At 70.5% G+C, this 16841-nt stretch carries 16 protein-coding genes; 5 read left to right on the plus strand and 11 right to left on the minus strand.

The features are described 5' to 3' along the window. The first annotated feature begins 47 nt into the window (after positions 1-47). The gene (locus OHA68_RS43025; RefSeq protein ID WP_327105394.1) at positions 48-1688 is read left to right on the plus strand and encodes an alpha/beta hydrolase; all 1641 of its coding nucleotides are present in this window, start codon (positions 48-50) and stop codon (positions 1686-1688) included. 74 nt (positions 1689-1762) lie between these two features. Here OHA68_RS43025 and OHA68_RS43030 read toward each other — a convergent pair whose 3' ends face one another. After that, positions 1763-3808 (minus strand): APC family permease, encoded by a 2046-nt coding sequence (locus tag OHA68_RS43030; protein WP_327105395.1) that lies wholly within the window; start codon positions 3806-3808, stop codon positions 1763-1765. A gap of 104 nt (positions 3809-3912) precedes the next feature. Between OHA68_RS43030 and OHA68_RS43035 the strand changes: the two genes are divergently transcribed. Next, positions 3913-4578, plus strand: coding sequence for a potassium channel family protein (locus OHA68_RS43035; protein WP_327105396.1), 666 nt, complete (start codon positions 3913-3915; stop codon positions 4576-4578). After that, positions 4578-5237, plus strand: a complete 660-nt coding sequence (locus tag OHA68_RS43040) for a potassium channel family protein (RefSeq protein WP_189140791.1) — start codon at positions 4578-4580, stop codon at positions 5235-5237. The genes OHA68_RS43035 and OHA68_RS43040 overlap by 1 nt, the downstream gene beginning before the upstream one ends. Before the next feature lie 124 nt (positions 5238-5361). Here the strand turns inward: OHA68_RS43040 and OHA68_RS43045 are convergent, their stop codons facing one another. From OHA68_RS43045 to valS, 6 genes are all read right to left on the minus strand, one after another. Next, positions 5362-6030, minus strand: a complete 669-nt coding sequence (locus tag OHA68_RS43045) for a DUF3159 domain-containing protein (RefSeq protein WP_327105397.1) — start codon at positions 6028-6030, stop codon at positions 5362-5364. Positions 6031-6034: 4 nt separating this feature from the next. Further along, positions 6035-6421 (minus strand): OB-fold nucleic acid binding domain-containing protein, encoded by a 387-nt coding sequence (locus OHA68_RS43050; protein WP_189140792.1) that lies wholly within the window; start codon positions 6419-6421, stop codon positions 6035-6037. Positions 6422-6450: 29 nt separating this feature from the next. Continuing rightward, entirely contained in the window at positions 6451-7083 is a 633-nt protein-coding gene (locus OHA68_RS43055) for a DUF3710 domain-containing protein (protein WP_225277561.1), read from the minus strand. Positions 7084-7103: 20 nt separating this feature from the next. Continuing rightward, positions 7104-7562 carry a dUTP diphosphatase gene (gene dut / locus OHA68_RS43060; protein ID WP_327105398.1) on the minus strand — a complete coding sequence of 153 codons (459 nt, stop codon included), beginning with the start codon at positions 7560-7562 and terminating at the stop codon, positions 7104-7106. 172 nt (positions 7563-7734) lie between these two features. Beyond that, entirely contained in the window at positions 7735-8904 is a 1170-nt protein-coding gene (locus OHA68_RS43065) for an AI-2E family transporter (protein ID WP_327105399.1), read from the minus strand. A gap of 95 nt (positions 8905-8999) precedes the next feature. Then, positions 9000-11561: a valine--tRNA ligase gene (gene valS, locus OHA68_RS43070; RefSeq protein ID WP_327105400.1), complete on the minus strand. Its 2562-nt coding sequence runs from the start codon at positions 11559-11561 to the stop codon at positions 9000-9002. 80 nt (positions 11562-11641) lie between these two features. Between valS and OHA68_RS43075 the strand changes: the two genes are divergently transcribed. Further along, positions 11642-11926: a DUF4235 domain-containing protein gene (locus OHA68_RS43075; protein WP_189140794.1), complete on the plus strand. Its 285-nt coding sequence runs from the start codon at positions 11642-11644 to the stop codon at positions 11924-11926. Here OHA68_RS43075 and OHA68_RS43080 read toward each other — a convergent pair. The 3 genes from OHA68_RS43080 to paaN are packed head-to-tail and all read right to left on the minus strand — an operon-like array spanning position 11859 to position 15293. Further along, on the minus strand, positions 11859-13292 hold the full coding sequence (locus OHA68_RS43080; protein ID WP_189140795.1) for an alpha,alpha-trehalose-phosphate synthase (UDP-forming): 1434 nt from the start codon (positions 13290-13292) through the stop codon (positions 11859-11861). The genes OHA68_RS43075 and OHA68_RS43080 overlap by 68 nt on opposite strands. A 15-nt stretch (positions 13293-13307) precedes the next feature. Then, complete coding sequence (locus tag OHA68_RS43085) at positions 13308-13610, minus strand: hypothetical protein (RefSeq protein WP_327105401.1); 303 nt, start codon at positions 13608-13610, stop codon at positions 13308-13310. Between the two features lie 36 nt (positions 13611-13646). Next, complete coding sequence (gene paaN / locus OHA68_RS43090) at positions 13647-15293, minus strand: phenylacetic acid degradation protein PaaN (RefSeq protein WP_327105402.1); 1647 nt, start codon at positions 15291-15293, stop codon at positions 13647-13649. Positions 15294-15440: 147 nt separating this feature from the next. Between paaN and OHA68_RS43095 the strand changes: the two genes are divergently transcribed. Next, the gene (locus tag OHA68_RS43095) at positions 15441-16031 is read left to right on the plus strand and encodes a TetR/AcrR family transcriptional regulator (RefSeq protein ID WP_327105403.1); all 591 of its coding nucleotides are present in this window, start codon (positions 15441-15443) and stop codon (positions 16029-16031) included. Here OHA68_RS43095 and OHA68_RS43100 read toward each other — a convergent pair whose 3' ends face one another. Next, on the minus strand, positions 16032-16835 hold the full coding sequence (locus tag OHA68_RS43100; protein ID WP_327105404.1) for a hypothetical protein: 804 nt from the start codon (positions 16833-16835) through the stop codon (positions 16032-16034). Positions 16836-16841 lie beyond the last annotated feature (6 nt).

A 16841-nucleotide genomic window follows, 5' to 3' on the forward strand; every position in this document is an offset into this window, starting at 1 on the left:
TACCTGCCCGGCTACTTTCCCCGGGCGATCGACTACTCTGAGTGATCGTGAACGGTGCTCAGGTGGTGGGGCGGCAGCTCGGGTTCGGGGGGACGCTGCTGGCCACACTGTTCTTCTGCGCCTCGCTGACGCCGTCCCTGCTGCCGCGCACCTGGCTCTATCAGGGCCTGATGGGCGGCATCACGGCACTGCTCGGCTACGCGCTGGGAGCCGTCGCCGGGGCGGGCTGCCGGGCGCTGCTGCGCGGCCGCGTGCCGGAGTTCCGGTGGCGGCGGCAGGCCTGGCAGATCATGCTCACCGGCGGTGCGGCCCTGACGGCGGCGGCGCTGTGGTACAGCTACGACTGGCAGCGCGACCTGCGCTCGCTCATGGGCATGGACCCCGCCATCAGCTGGTTCCCGCCGGTCATCCTGGCCGTGACCGTCGCGTTCTTCACCGTGTTCCTGCTCCTGGCCCGGATGGTCCGGCTGGGCGTGCGCACGCTCGTCGCCTGGCTCGACCTGTTCGTGCCGCCCTACGTCGGCCAGGTGGTGGGGGTGCTGGTCGTCGCCTTGCTCGTCGCGGTCCTCGCCAACGACGTGCTGTTCTCCGGGTTCGTCACCACCATCAGCGACGTGTCGTCGGTGGCCAACTCCGGCACCCGCCCCGACGTGCGGCGGCCGACGTCCGCTGCCCTGTCCGGCGGGCCGGGGTCGCTGGTGAGCTGGGAGTCCCTGGGCAGGGAGGGGCGCACGTTCACCGGCACCGCCACCACGCCCGCCAGGCTGACCGCGTTCTCCGGCGGCGGCGCGGTCCAGCCGATCAGGGTCTACATCGGCCTGGACGCCACCTCGTCGCCGCGCGACCAGGCCGCGCTGGCCGTACGTGAGCTGGAGCGCACCGGCGCGTTCGAGCGGCCGGTGCTGGCCGTGCTGGGCACCACCGGCACCGGCTGGGTCGACCAGGGCATCGCCGACACCCTGGAGTACATGTACAACGGCGACTCGGCCATGGTCGCGATGCAGTACTCCTACCTGCCGAGCTGGGTGTCGTTCCTGGTCGACAGGGGGAAGGCCGCGAGGGCCGGGGCGGCGCTCTTCGAGGCCGTGCGCGCCAGGTGGGCGGCGCTGCCCGCCGGCGCGCGGCCCAAGCTGGTGATCTCCGGTGAGAGCCTGGGCTCCTTCGAGCTGGAGCACGCCTTCCGCGACCTGGGCGACCTGGCGGCCAGGACCGACGGCGCGCTGTTCGTCGGCCCGCCGAACGCCAACCCCATCTGGCGGGCCCTCACCGTCGGCCGCGACCCGGGCAGCCCGCTGTGGCGGCCCGTCTACGACTCCGGCCGGACGGTGCGTTTCGCGCAGCGGCCCGCCGACCTGTGGCGGCCGCCGGGCCCGTGGCCGCCGCCCCGCGTGGTCTACCTGCAGAACGCCTCCGACCCGGTCGTCTGGTGGTCGCCCGCGCTCGTCTACCACCGGCCCGGCTGGCTGGAGCCGCCCCGCGCGCCCGGCGTCAACCCGCAGATGAACTGGTTCCCGCTGGTGACGTTCTGGCAGGTCCTGGTCGACATGATCGCCGCACGGTCCGTCCCGCCCGGCCACGGCCACCGGTACGGGCCCATCATCGTGAACGGCTGGGCCGCGGTCGCCGCGCCACCGGGCTGGACCGAGGCCGACACCACCAGGCTGCGCACCCACATCGACGGGTCCTGACACCGCCGGCGCGTACATCAGCACGTCCTTGAGCCGGCGCCGTACATCAGCGTGTCCTGACGCAGGCGCTCACATCAGCGCGGCCTGGCACCGCCGGCGCCGTCGCGTCCGTTGTCGCGCGGGCGGCGCCCGCGGCCCGGGACGAGCGGCTCGCGGCGGCCCTGGAGCCGGACGGAGGAGTGCAGCTGCCACGGCACGCTGGTCACCATCACCCCGGGCTTGAACAGCAGGCGCGCCTTGAGCCTGAACGCGCTCTGGTTGTGCAGCAGGTGCTCCCACCAGTGGCCGACGACGTACTCGGGGATGAAGACGGTCACCACGTCACGCGGGGAGCGGCGGCGCAGGCTCTTGACGTAGTCGAGGATCGGCTGGGTGATCTCCCGGTAGGGCGAGTCCAGCATCTTCAGCGGCACCTGGATGCCGCGCCGCTCCCACTCCTCCTGCAGCGCCCGCGCCTCCTGGCCCTCCACCCCCACGGTGATCGCCTCCAGTGTCGACGGCCGGGTGGCGCGGGCGTAGGCCAGGGCCCGCATGGTGGGCTTGTGGATCTTGGACACCAGCACGATCGCGTGGTTGCGGGCGGGCAGCATCGACTCGTCGAAGTCCTCGCTGAGCTCCAACTCGGCCGCGACGTTGTCGTAGTGCCTCCGGATGGCCTTCATCATCAGGAACAGGATCGGCATGGCGATGCACACGATCCAGGCGCCGACCACGAACTTGGTGACCAGCACCACGACGAGCACCAGCCCGGTCATGACCGCGCCGAAGAGGTTGATCATGCGGGAGCGGTGCATCTGGTGGCGCGGCTTCAGGTCCACCTCGGTCCTCAGCCGCCGGGTCCAGTGGATCACCATGCCGGTCTGGCTGAGCGTGAAGGAGACGAAGACGCCGACGATGTAGAGGTTCAGCAGCCGGCTGACGTCCGCCTGGAAGCCCCACAGCAGCAGGCAGGCCGCCAGGGCCAGCAGGATGATGCCGTTGGAGAAGGCCAGCCGGTCGCCGCGGGTGTGCAGCTGGCGGGGCAGGAAACGGTCCTGGGCCAGGATGGAGGCGAGCACCGGGAAGCCGTTGAAGGCGGTGTTGGCCGCCAGGAACAGGATGAGCGCGGTGATCCCCGAGATGACCACGAACGGCATCGACCCGCCGCCGAAGACCGCGTCGGCCACCTGCGAGATGATCGGCTGCTGGTGGTAGTCAGGGCCGACGGGGGTGCCGTCCGCCCGCAGCAGGGCGGTGGCCACCACGGAGGGCTCCGCCACCTTCACCCCGGAGGCCAGCCCCAGCGCGATGATGCCGCCGAACATGGTGACCGCGATCAGGCCCATCATGAGCAGCGTCGTGGCGGCGTTGCGGCTCTTGGGCTTGCGGAAGGCCGGCACGCCGTTGCTGATGGCCTCGACACCGGTCAGCGCGGCGCAGCCGGTGGAGAAGGCGCGCAGGATCAGGAAGGCCGCGGCGAAGGCCGTCAGGTCGCTCTGCTCGGCCACGATCGAGAAGTCGGCGCTGGGCGCGTGCAACTGCTCACCGAAGACGACCGTACGGAAACCGCCGACGACGATCATCCCGAGCACCACGAACATGAACGCGTAGGTCGGGACGGCGAAGGCCGCGCCCGACTCGCGCAGGCCGCGCAGGTTGACCACGGTCAGCAGGATCACGATGCCGATGGCGACCGTGGGTTTGTGCTGGGCGACGAAGGGGATGGTGGCGCCGACGTAGTCGACGCCGTTGGCCACCGACACCGCGACGGTCAGCACATAGTCGACCATCAGGGCGCTGGCCACGGTGAGCCCGGCGTTCTGCCCGAGGTTGGTGGTGGCGACCTCGTAGTCGCCGCCGCCGCTGGGGTAGGCGTGCACGTTCTGCCGGTAGGAGGCGACGACGGTGAGCATGACCACGATGACGGCGATCGCGATCCACGGACTGTAGGCGTAGAAGGAGACGCCCGCCAGGGAGAGGATGACCAAAATCTCCTGCGGCGCGTAGGCCACCGAGGAGAGCGCGTCGCTGGCGAACACGGGCAGGGCGATGCGCTTGGGCAGCAGCTGCTCGTGGAGCTGGCCGCTACGCAACGCCCTGCCCACAAGCACCCGTTTGAGGAGATCGGTTCCCTTCACCACGTAACGAGATGCTAGCCGTACGAAGTGCGACATCAGACGGGGCGCTCCCCTGGCAAGCCATACTGGTGTCGAGCAACCGGCCGACCGCGAAAGTGCGGGGGAGTATGCATATTGTGATCATGGGATGTGGCCGGGTCGGATCGACCCTGGCGCACATCCTCGAGGACAACGGCCACTCGGTAGCGATCATCGATCGGGATCCGCAGGCGTTCCGTCGTCTGCGGGCCGGGTTCCGTGGGCGCCGGGTGACCGGCGTCGGTTTCGACCGGGGTGTGCTCATCGACGCGGGCATCGAGTCGGCGGCGGCGTACGTCGCCGTCTCCAGCGGCGACAACTCCAACATCATCTCGGCCCGGGTCGCCCGCGAGACCTTCGGCGTGGACAACGTGGTGGCCCGCATCTACGACCCCCGGCGCGCCGAGGTCTATCAGCGGCTGGGCATCCCCACGGTGGCGACCGTGCGGTGGACGGCCGACCAGGTCATGCGCCGCATCCTGCCGGAGGGGGCCGAGCCGCTCTGGCGGGACCCGACCGGCACCGTGGTCCTTGCCGAGGTCACCGTCAACCCCGCCTGGATCGGCACCCGGGTGGTGGACCTGGAGGCGCGGGCGCGCATCCGTGCCGCGTTCCTCAACCGCATGGGCGAGGCCGTGGTCATCACGGGCAGCACCATGGTGCAGGACGGCGACGTGCTGCACGTCATCGCCGCGGAGAGCGACATGGACCGGATCAACAAGGTGCTGGCCGCGGCACCGGAAGAGGACGAGTGATGCGCGTCGCCATCGCCGGAGCCGGGGCGGTGGGCCGGTCGATCGCGGCCGAGCTCCTGGAGAACGGCCACGAGATCCTGCTCATCGACGTCGATCCCCGGGCCATCAAGATCGACAGCGTGCCACGGGCCGAGTGGCTGCTGGCCGACGCCTGCGAGATCGCGTCGCTGGACGAGGCGGGGCTGAGCAACTGCCATGTGGTCGTCGCCTCCACCGGCGACGACAAGGTCAACCTGGTGGTGTCGCTGCTGGCCAAGACCGAGTACGGCGTGCCGCGCGTGGTGGCCCGCATCAACCAGCCGAACAACGAGTGGCTGTTCAACGAGTCGTGGGGCGTCGACGTGGCCGTCTCGACCCCGCGCCTGCTGAGCGCGCTGGTCGAGGAGGCGGTGAGCGTCGGCGACCTGGTGCGGCTGATGACGTTCCGGCAGGGCCAGGCCAACCTGGTCGAGCTCACGCTGGCCGAGGACGCGCCCGTGGTGGGTCAGCGCGCCGGCTCGGTGCCGTGGCCGACGGACACGGCGCTGGTGGCGATCCTGCGCGAGGGCCGGGTGATGGTGCCGAGCGCCGACGATCCGCTGGAGGCGGGCGATGAGCTGCTGTTCGTCGCCAACCAGGAGATGGAGCAGGAGCTGGCGCACCTGCTCTCCCAGCACTGACGTCGTACGGGGCCGCCCGCGAGACAGCGGCCCCCAGGCGAAGGGTACGGGTCCGCGGATCCGTACCCCTTCCTGCTTGTCCGGCAAGTCGCACTGGGCAGCCAGATCGGGCTGCCCAGGCAGGTCAGGCTGGGGCGATCGGTGAGTTGATCGGGGTGCGGCCCTTGCCGAGCACCCACACCATCGCGGCCAGCGCGGCCACCTGGAGCGGCCAGCCCATCGCGATCTTGGCGAAGCCGAGCGCGGCCACGGCCTGGTCGCCGCCGTAGAGGTAGACCGGCAGCTGCACGGCCACCCTGACCACGCAGGGGACCATGAGCAGCCAGGTCAGCTTGGTGCAGAGCCGGACGACGCCGGGATCCTTGTGCCAGCCGACCGGGTCGTTGGTCACCGAGCCGATCAGGAACCCGACGACGGGCCAGCGGCTCACGATGGAGACCAGCATGGCGACGGCGTAGGCGCCGTTATAGAGGATGCCGGGCAGGAAGTAGTCCTTCGCGTCGCCGGTGCGGCTGGCGAAGAACGCCCCGATCGCGATGCCGATCAGAGCGTTGATGACGAACTGCGGCGTCGACCGCTGCACGATCCGGAGCAGCAGGAGCACCACCGCCAGCGCGATGCTGATGATGAGCGACATGCGCAGCTCTTCGGTGATGATCCAGGTCAGTGTGAACGCGATCGTCGGCACCGCCGCCTCGACGATGCCGCGAAAGCCGCCGAACGCCTTGGCGAGCTGGGCTCGCACCGCCGATTCGACGGTGTCGTGGACGACCTCTCCGGCCTCGGCACTCACCTGATCAACTCCCTGGGCGCAACTCGTATCGAGGATTGAACATCACCTTGCGCCCGTCCTGGATGCTGACGAGCCCCTCGGCCTTGACCGGACGGCCGGGTTCGATCCCGGCGATCCGGCGGCGGCCGAGCCACACCAGGTCGATCACGTCCGACCCGTCGTAAAGCTCCGCTTCGAGCGCGGGCGCGCCGCCACGCGGGCGGAGCGTCACCGTACGCAGCGTACCGGCCACGCAGAACCGGCGGCGGCCGCCACACGAGGCGATCGGGGTCGCGCCTGCCTCGTCGGCGCCCTCACGCAACTCCTGTGCCTCGATCTCGGACTGGCTGGAGGCCAGCCGGCTGAAGAAGCCGCGCAATCCGCCGCGTTTCGGAGGCTCTGCCGTACTCATGATGCATCAGCCTATGTGATGGCGGCGCGTCAGCGAGTCTCGGTGATCTCGGGTCCGCGCCGGAACGGGTTGATGGGCTCCTCGTCGACCTCGTCGGCCGGGTCGCTGGGCCGGCGCAGCGGGATGGACTCCTCACGGGCCATCGGCTCGTCGCCGCGGACGACCACGATGTCCTTGACGAAGTCGAGGAACGCCTCGGCGACCTGGTCGTCCACCGCGGCCCTGCCGTTGACGACGGCGAGCAGGAACCAGCGCGGCCCGTCGATGCCGATGTAGCGGGCCGGCCTCGTGGCCCCCTCGACCGTCACCTGCCCGGCCAGCTCGGTGCCGAAGACGCCGTCCCGCTCCTCCAGCGTCTTCGCGCTGCTCTTGATCTTGGTCTTGATCTCCTCCCACAGGCCGCCCGACTTGGGCGCGGCCAGTGCCTGGAGCTGCAGGGAGCTCTCCTCCCACAGCACCACGACGCCGACGTGCTGGTCCCCCACGGAGGCCAGCCGGACGTCGAACGCGGCGTTGTGGGGCAGGCGAAGCCCGCCCAGGTCGATCCTGTCGTGGTCCGGGTGCGGCTCGTCGGCGTCCCACGGCCCATACTCGCGCGTGGGAGCCGCGACGGTTTCCCCGGCCACGTGCTTGGCCTGCTCACGACGGCGTCGTCGGAACACTTCGTTCACTCTCCCTGATATCAACGTCCTGTCGAACCGTGCCCGCCGGTGCCGCGCGGGGAGGCCGGCAGGCTCTCCACCTCGCGGAAGGCGGCCCGATCGACTCGCTGGAAGACGAGTTGGGCCAGCCTGTCGCCGCGGCGCAGCCGGAACGACTCCTTGGCATCGGTATTGATCATTGTGACCTTGATCTCGCCGCGGTAGCCGGCGTCGACCGTGCCCGGCGCGTTCACCAGCGTGACCCCGTGCCGCGCGGCCAGACCGGACCTCGGGTGCACCAGGGCCACATAGCCGTCGGGCAGCGCGATCGCCACTCCCGTGCGGATGATCGCCCGCTCCCCCGGCAGCAGCTCGGCGTCCTCGGCCGCGTAAAGGTCGGCCCCGGCGTCGCCCGGGTGGGCGTAGGAGGGCACCGGCAGCTCGGGGTCGAGCCGCTGGATGAGAACCTCCACGTCGGTCCCGATGGCTCCGTCGCTCACGGACTCACCTCGCGGTCCTGGATGTCTGCCTCAAGGTACGCCTTCCCAGCGGCGATCCCGGTGCACCCGTCCGTCGGGTGGAGTGTCGCGCCGGGAACAGAACGGTGCGCCTTCGGCGGTGCGAAGCCAGGCGGCGAAGTGGTCGCCAAGGAACAGGTCACGGGTGACGAGATTACTCCGTGTCAGCGCCTTCTCGGCCCTTGGCGCCGGATTCTCGGTCGTCGGCGGGCTCATCGCCGCCCGGCGGGCCGGGTGGCATGGCCACGGCGTGTGACGGCGGTGGCAGGGCCAGTGGATCGGATCTCAGCTCCGGCAGCGCGCGGTAGATCACCGCGGCCACCGGCACGGCCACCACGGCTCCGGCGATGCCGGCCAGGATGCCGCCGATGGCCAGCACGAGGATGATGGCGAGCGGGTGGAACCTGAGCGCCCTGCCGACGATCAGCGGCTGGAGCACGTGGTTCTCGAGCTGCTGCTCGATGACCAGGATGCCGACGAAGATCAGGGCGTAGACGATCCCCTTGGCACCCAGCGTGACCAGGGTGGCGACGGTGCCGGCGAAGAAGATGCCGACGATCGGGATGAAGCTGGCGAAGAAGATGAGCACGGCGAGCGGCGCCCAGAGCGGCACGCCCATGCCCGCCAGCACGATGCCCATGACCACGCCGTGCACGGCGGCGACGATCACGCTGCCCTGCACATAGTGCGACAGGGTCGTCCAGGCGGCCCGGCCCGCCCGGTCCACCCGCGGCGACATCCGGCCGAATCCCTTGAGGAACCACTCCCAGATCCGGTCGCCGTCCTTGAGCAGGAAGAACGTCACGAAGAGCAGCAGCACGATGGACGCGAGCACCTCGACGGCGACGGCTCCGGCGCTCAGCACGGTGCCGGTGATGGCCGTGCGCTGGGCGTCGATCATCGACACGACGTTGTTGACGTAGGAGGTGATCTGCGTCTGCTGCAGGTGCAGCGGCCCGGTGACCAGCCACTCCTGCACCTCGGCGACGGTGGCCTGAACCTGCTTGACCAGGTTGGGGAACTCTTCGGTGGCCCGCGCGCCGACGAGCCAGCCGGTGCCGGCGATCACCGCGAGGGCGGCGAGCATGGTGAGCCAGGTGGCCCAGATGGAGCGCATGCCCGCCTGGCGCAGGCTCCTGGTCAGCGGGAAGAGCAGCGCGGTCAGCAGCAGGGCGATGGCCACGGGCAGCGCCACGAAGCTGAGCCTCGCCACGGCTCCCGCGAAGTAGTAGAGCACGATGCCGACGAGGATCAGGCAGGCGCTCCAGGCGGCCATCCGGGCCAGCACCGGTGGCACGAGTTTGGTTCCGCGGTCGCTCAGCACTGTTCCAGACTGGCACGTCATCGCCGCTGACGCGCGCGGATGAATGATCGAGTATCGGCAGGACACGGCGCTGCCGCCGTGCCCTGCCGCCGGCGTCAGGTCAGCGACACCGTGATCGTCGTCGTCTCGCCGTGCTCCAGTACGAACTCCTCGACGTTGCCCGCGGCGCACAGGTCGTCCTGCGCGAGCCGGACGAGCGCGGCCTGCGGAGAGATCACCCTGAGGCACGAGACCTCGGCCCGCATGGACACCTTGGCCTCGGACTTGGCCCGGCGGATCTGGCGCAGCACCTCCGAGGCCGCCTCCAGCACCGCCGGGTCGCCGGTCCCCGGCTCGGCCGAGGGCCAGCGCGCCTGGTGCACCGAGCCCGTGCGCCACCAGGACCACACCTCTTCGGTGACGAACGGCAGGAACGGCGCGAACAGCCGCAGCAGCACGTCGAGCGCCTGCCGCAGCGCCGCGTGCGCCGAGGCCGCCGCCGGGCCGGGCTCGTACGCCCTGGCCTTGACCAGCTCCAGGTAGTCGTCGCAGAACGACCAGAAGAACCGCTCGATCACCTCCAGCGCCCGGGTGTGCTCGTAGGCGTCGAACGCCTCGCCGGCCTCGCGCACCGCACCGGCCAGCGCCGCCAGCATCGCCAGGTCGACCGGCTCGGTGACCGCGCCCTGGAACTGCCCGCCCTGGGACTCGCCGCCCTGGGATTCCTCGCCCTGAACCTCCCCGCCCTCGCCCATGCCGAGCACGAACTTGGAGGCGTTGAGGATCTTGATCGCCAGCCGCCGGCCGATCTTGAGCTGACCGGCGTCGAAGGCGGTGTCGACGCCGTAGCGGCCGCCCGCCGCCCAGTAGCGGACCGCGTCGGAGCCGTGCTGCTCCAGCAGGTCCATCGGGGTGACCACGTTGCCCTTGGACTTGGACATCTTCTTGCGGTCGGGGTCGAGGATCCAGCCGGAGATGGCGACGTCGCTCCACGGCACGTCGCCGAACTCCAGATGCGACCTGACCACGGTCGCGAACAGCCAGGTCCGGATGATCTCGTGGGACTGCGGCCGCAGGTCGGCCGGGAAGACCCGCTGGAACAGGTCGTCGTCGGTCGCCCAGCGCCCGGCGATCTGCGGGGTCAGCGACGAGGTGGCCCAGGTGTCCATGACGTCGGGGTCGGCGACGAAGCCGCCGGGCACCCCCCGCTGCTCCGGGGTGTAGCCGGGCGGCGTGTCGGAGGACGGGTCGACCGGCAGCAGCTCCTCGGCCGGCATGATCGGGTCGTCGTAGCGCGGCAGGCCCGACTCATCCAGCCGGTACCACACCGGGAACGGCACGCCGAAGAACCGCTGCCGGGAGATCAGCCAGTCCCCCGCCAAGCCCTGCACCCAGTTGTCGTAGCGCACCCGCATGTGCGGCGGGTGCCAGGCCAGCTCGCCGCCCCGCGCCAGCATCCGCTCGCGCAGCGCCTCGTCGCGCCCGCCGTTGCGGATGTACCACTGCCGGGTGGTGACGATCTCCAGCGGTTTGTCGCCGCGCTCGTAGAACTTCACCGTGCGCCGCACGGGCCGCGGGTCGCCCTCCAGGTCGCCGGACTCGCGCAGCAGCTCCACGATCCGCTCGCGGGCGCTGTGCACGGTCTTGCCCGCCAGCTCTTTGTACGGCTCCGGCTCGACGCCCTCGGGCGGCTCGGGCAGCAGCCGGCCGTCCCAGCCGATGACGGGCCGGGTGGGCAGGTTGAGCTCGCGCCACCACGTCACGTCGGTGATGTCGCCGAAGGTGCAGATCATCGCGATGCCCGAGCCCTTGTCGGGCTCGGCCAGGTGGTGGGCCAGGATCGGCACCTCGACGCCGAACAGCGGCGTCAGCACCGAGGTGCCGAACAGCGCCTGGTAGCGCTCGTCGTCGGGGTGGGCGACCAGGGCGACGCAGGCGGGGATCAGCTCGGGCCGGGTCGTCTCGATCCAGACCGGCCCCTTCTCGCCGTAGAAGGAGATCCGGTGGAAGGCGCCGGGCCACTCCCGGTCCTCCAGCTCGGCCTGGGCGACGGCGGTGCGGAAGGAGACGTCCCACAGCGTCGGCGCCTCGGCGAGGTAGGCCTCGCCGCGCCGCAGGTTGCGCAGGAACGCCCGCTGCGAGACGCGGCGCGAGTCGTCGCTGATCGTGGTGTAGAGCAGCGACCAGTCGACCGACAGGCCGACCCGCCGCCACACCTCCTCGAACGCCTGCTCGTCGATCTCCGTCAGCTTCTGGCAGAGCTCCACGAAATTACGCCGCGAGATGGAAATATCGCGTTTGCCGGGCTTGTCCGGTGGCACAAAGTCGGGGTCGTAGGGCAGTGACGGGTCGCAGCGGACGCCGTACACGTTCTGCACGCGGCGCTCGGTCGGCAGGCCGTTGTCGTCCCAGCCGATCGGATAGAACACCGACTTGCCCAGCATCCGCTGGTAACGGGCCATGATGTCGGTGTGGGTGAAGGAGAAGACGTGGCCGACGTGCAGGGAGCCGGAGACGGTGGGCGGCGGGGTGTCGATGGAGTAGATCCGCTCACGCGGCTGGGACCGGTCGAACCGGTAGGTCCCCTGCTCCTCCCAGCGGGCTACCCATACCTGCTCCAGGCCGTCGAGAGTCGGTTTCTCGGGCATGAGCGGATGGCGTAGGCGCTGTTCAGTCATGCCTCCTTATGGTACGGCTTGCCGGGCCCGGCAAGCGTTAGAGACTAGGGTTCGTTATCTAGGGGAAGGGAGAAGTTCTCATGGCGGATGACAGGCCTGACGTCGCCTGGCGGGTGATCGGCGCCGCGGTGGGGCTGGTGACCGCGTGGGGGGCGCGCAAGCTCCTCGGGCTCGCCTGGGTGAAGGCGACCGGCAAGGAGCCGCCTCTCGACCCGGACTCGCCCGAGGTCAGCATGGGTGAGGCGATCGGTTACGCCGTGGTGATGGGCGTGGGCATGTCGGTGGCGCAGATCGTGGTCAACCGGACCGCCAAGAAGCGCTATGACTCGTGGCGGGCGCTGAAGCAGGTGTCTCCAAAGCAGTGAGAAACTCGCTGGCCCAGCGGTCCACGTCGTAGGTGGCGACCCGGCGGCGCATCGTGCGCATCCGCCGGGCCAGCTCGTGCGGCGTGGCCCGCATCGCGGTCAGCATCTGCCGCTTGACGTCCTCCACGTCGTAGGGGTTGACCAGGAACGACTGCCGCAGCTCGTCCGCCGCCCCGGCGAACTCGCTGAGCACCAGCGCGCCGTGCAGGTCGTGATGGCAGGAGACATACTCCTTGGCGACCAGGTTCATCCCGTCGCGCAGGGGGGTGACGAGCATCACGTCCGCCGCCAGGTAGAGCGCGGCGAGCTCCTGCTTGCCGTAGGACTGGTGGAAATACTGGATCGGCTGGTTGCCCAGCACGGAGTTCTCGCCATTGATCCGGCCCACCTGCAGCTCGATGTCGTCGCGCAGCCGCCGGTACTCATCCACCCGCTCCCGGCTCGGGGTGGCGATCTGGACGAACACCGCCTCGCCGGGCCCGATCCGTCCTTCCTTGAGCAGCTCGCCGAAGGCCTCCAGCCGCTGCCCGATGCCCTTGGTGTAGTCGAGCCGGTCCACGCCGAGCAGCACGTGCTCGGGGTCGCCGAGCTCCATCCTGATCTCCTTGGCCCGGGAGATCACCTGCGGCTCGCGTACCATCGAGTCCAGCTCGCCGAAGTCCACCGAGATCGGGAACGCCTGGGTGGTGACCACCCGGTCCTCCAGGAAGATCTCGTTGCCCTTGTACGGCACGCCGAGCAGTCTGCGGCACAGCCGCCGGAAGTTCGCCGCGCCGCCCGGGAGCTGGAAGCCCACCAGGTCGGCGCCGAGCAGCCCTTCGACCAGCTCCCTGCGCCACGGCAGCCGCCAGAACAGCTCCACCGGCGGGAACGGGATGTGCAGGAAGAACCCGATGCGCAGGTCCGGCCTGAGCTTGCGCAGCATCGCGGGGACGAGCTGGAGCTGGTAGTCCTGCACCCAGACGACCGCGCCCTCCTCCGCGGCCTCGGCGGCCGCGTTGGCGAAGCGCTCGTTGACGGCCCGGTACGTCTCCCACATGGGCCGCTCGAAGACCGGCGGCGCGACCACGTCGTGGTAGAGCGGCCAGAGTGTGGCGTTGGAGAATCCCTCGTAGTACAGCTCGACCTCGGTGGCCGACAGCGGCACCGGGATCAGGCTCATGCCGTCCTGCTCGAACGGCTCCAGCTCCTCGTCCGCCGCGCCGTGCCAGCCGAGCCAGGCTCCGTGGCGGCGTTGCATGACAGGCGCGATGGCGGTGACCAGTCCGCCTGGACTTCTGCGCCATGAGGCCGTTCCGTCTTGCTCGACGTTCCGGTCCACCGGCAACCGGTTCGCGACGATCAGAAACGAGCTACGGCCAACCACCAAGTCCTCCTCGCCTCATTCTTTCGAGAGACGCGACGCGCGTCTCACAGCGGCCTTCACCTGTTCCGGCCCCGCATGGGGAATGATCGCGGCGATGTGGGCATCCGGCCTGATGAGCCGTGCCTCATCGGGGCCTGCGCCGAGCCTCTCAGCGAGCGGGCCGGTCCCGTCCATCTCCGCGAGCCCGCGAACGGCGAGCGGCGCCGTAGTGACCTTGCCCAGGACCTGGGCAAACAAACCCGAATCGCACATTTCGCCCACTAGCAGCAGGAATCCATCGCGGCACAGCTCGCGCAGCCGCCCCCCGGGCAGCGGCACCCCGGGGACCGTCCTGGGCTCAGGGCCGGCGCGGGATCAGGCGGGGCGGCGGGACTGGACGAGGTGGAAGCGGCCGGCGACGAAGCCGGGGTCGGTCAGCGAGGCCGTGGCGGCGGGGTTGGCGCCGGTGCCGTGATAGTCGGAGAACGCGGCCGCCTGGTTGACGAACACGCCACCGGTGAGGTTGCACGACAGGTTGACGCCTGACTCCAGCGCCGCCCGTTCGGCCTCCTCCAGCACCGCGGGCGAGGTGGAGTAGACCAAGGCGGTCAACGCGCCGCGCTCGGCGGTCGTGCGGCGCAGCACGTCGAGGCTCTCGGCCGTCGAGCCCGTCGGGATGACGAACGAGATCGGGCCGAAGTGCTCGCGGCCGTGGACGTCGCTCCGCGAGGGCGCGACCCGGAGGATCGCGGGGGTGCGGATCACCGCCTCGGGGAAGTCCGGATGCCGCAGCGAGCGCGAGGCGAGCACGGTCTTGCCGAGCTTCGGGGCGCCGTCCAGTCGGGACAGGACGTCCGGGCTGACGATCGCGCCGGTCACCTCGACCGCCCGCGCGTCGTCGCCGAGCAGCTCGCCGACCGCGGCGGCGAGCCCTTCCGCCACCTCGTCGAAGCTCTTGTGCCCCTCGTCGGTGGCGATCCCGCCGGCGGGGATGAGGATGTTCTGCGGGGCGGTGCACATCTGGCCGCTGTAGAGCGACAGGGAGAACGCCAGGTTGCCGAGCATCCCGCGCCAGGAGTCGGTGGAGTCGACGACGACGGTGTTGACCCCGGCCTTCTCGGTGTGGACGAGGGCCTGTCCGGCGTTGCCCTCCAGCCAGTCGCCGAACTCCGTGGAGCCGGTGAAGTCGATGACGCGCACGGCCGGGTCGGTGGCGAGCTCCACCGCCAGCCCCCTGCCCTCCTCGGCGGCCAGCTGCACCAGCGCCGGGTGGAAGCCCGCCTCGGCCAGCACCTCGCGGGCGACCCGCACGGTGATCGCCAGCGGCAGGATGGCGCGGGCGTGCGGCTTGACGATCACCGGGTTGCCGGTGACCAAGGAGGCGAACAGCCCTGGATAGGCGTTGAAGGTCGGGAAGGTGTTGCAGCCGATGACCAGCCCGACGCCGCGCGGCACCACGGTGAAGCGCTTGTCCAGCACCAGAGGGTCGCCCTTGCCCGGCTTCTCCCAGCGGACGGCGGAGGCGGCGGCGGTCATGGCCGCGTAGGCGCAGGCGACGGCCTCCAGCGCCCGCTCCTGCGCGTGCGGCCCGCCGGCCTGGAAGGCCATCACGAACGCCTGCCCGGTGGTGTGCTGCACGGCGTGCGCGATCTCGAAGCTGCGCTCGTTGAGCCGGTTGATGATCTCGACGCAGATGAGCGCGCGGGCCTCGGGCCCGGCGTCGCGCCAGGCGGGCAGCGCCGCCTTGGCGGCCGCGGCCAGCCCCGGCGGGCACGGCTCGGGGTAGGTCACACCCAGGACCATCCCGTACGGGGAGCGCTCGGCGCCGATCCAGGCCCCGGTGGCCGGCTGGTCGAGCTCGAACGGCTTGCCGAGATGGTCCTCGAACGCCTGCTTGCCGCGCTCGGCCGACCCTTCCCCGTAGACGCGCGGGCTCGGCGATTCGGGGTAGGCGCTCCAGTAGCCGCGCTGGGCGATCGCGGTCAGGGCCTCGTCCAGGGTCTGGCGATTGCGCTCGAACATCGGGTTCACCCTCTAGACAGAAAACGGGCCGGACGGTTGCAGTATCTACCGAACATTCGGTCAGTTGGCAAGAGACCCCTCTGCCGGTGTCGTCAACCTGACCTGGGACGGACGGCAATGTCAGCAACAAGCGAGATACTTGGCCATATGTCCACCCCAACCCGGCAACGGAGACGCGGACACGACCCGGAGTCCGTGCTCGCCATCGCCGTCGGCGTCTTCAACGAGCGCGGCTACGACGGGACGAGCATGGAGGATCTGGCCAGAGCGCTCGGCGTCACCAAGTCCGCCATCTACTACCACGTACCCGGCAAGGAACAGCTGCTCGCGCGGGCCTTGGACCGGGCGCTCGACGGCCTGCTCGTCCTGATCGGCGACGAGCGCGCCACCTCGGGCCCGGCGATCGACCGGCTGGAGTGGGTCGTCCGGCAGTGCGTGCGCACCCTGGTGGACCGCCTGCCGTACGTGACGTTGCTGCTGCGGGTGCGCGGCAACAGCGCGACCGAGCAGGGCGCGCTGGAGCGGCGGCGGGAGTTCGACGCGTTCGTCCATCACCTGGTCGGGCAGGCGGCGGCCGAGGGCGGCATCCGGCCGGGCCTCGATCCGGCCCTGGTGACCAAGCTGCTGTTCGGCGCCGTCGGCTCGATCGCCGAGTGGGATCGCCCGGCGTCCGGAGGGTCGGCGGACGCCCTGGCCGATCTCCTGGTCACGATGATGTTCGACGGATTGCGGAGCTAGCTAGGCATCCAGCTCCGGAGCCCGCCCGCCGGGCGGCAGCGGAGTCTTCACGCGCAGATCGTTACGGATGGCCTCGCCCAGCTTCTTGGTGGCCATGCGGTTGAGCGCGCCGCCGGCCACGGCCCCGGTGAGGAACGGGCCGAGCGTGGTCAGGTGCCGGCCGAGCGTCCGCATCAGCCGGTTGCGCAGCGCGGTCTTGGTGGCCGCGCCGAGGGCGAGGGTCACGGAGGCGGGGGCGAGCGGATCGACGCCGCGCTGCTTGGCCCAGGCGGCGGAGAAGGCCACGGCACGCTGGGCGCCGGTGCCCTGGACGCGCACGCCGTAGACCTCGTGCAGCTCGGCCAGCAGTTTGACCTCGATGGCGGCCACCACGATGGTCTCGGCGACGAGCTGGGCGGGCGCCGACAGCAGGAGGGGAGGAGCGGCGAACTCGGCCGCCGCCAGCGCCCCGCCGATGGCCCCGACGGTCATCGTGGCCTTCTGGGCGGTGCGGACGAGGTCGTCGGCGAGCTCCTCGCCGGTCAGTCCCTGGTGATGCTGCGAAAGTGTGCGCAGATCCCTGATCGGGATGCGGGGTGCGATGTTCAGGAAGACGTCCGCCAGCCAGCGGCCGCGACCGGCGCCGTTCTTCCTGGCCTTGCTCGCGCCCGTCGCCAGGGCGCGGGCTAGACGGCCGAGCAGCCTGCGCCGCTCGGCCGGCTCGAGCTCACCGGGCTCGGTGAGCCTGCCTACGAGCTCGCCGACCTCCGACTCGGAGGTGGCGATCTCGTCACCTGGTCGAGAATCCTTGTCAGGTGTGGCCACGCGTCT

Source organism: Nonomuraea glycinis, assembly GCF_035920485.1.
GTDB lineage: Bacteria > Actinomycetota > Actinomycetes > Streptosporangiales > Streptosporangiaceae > Nonomuraea > Nonomuraea glycinis.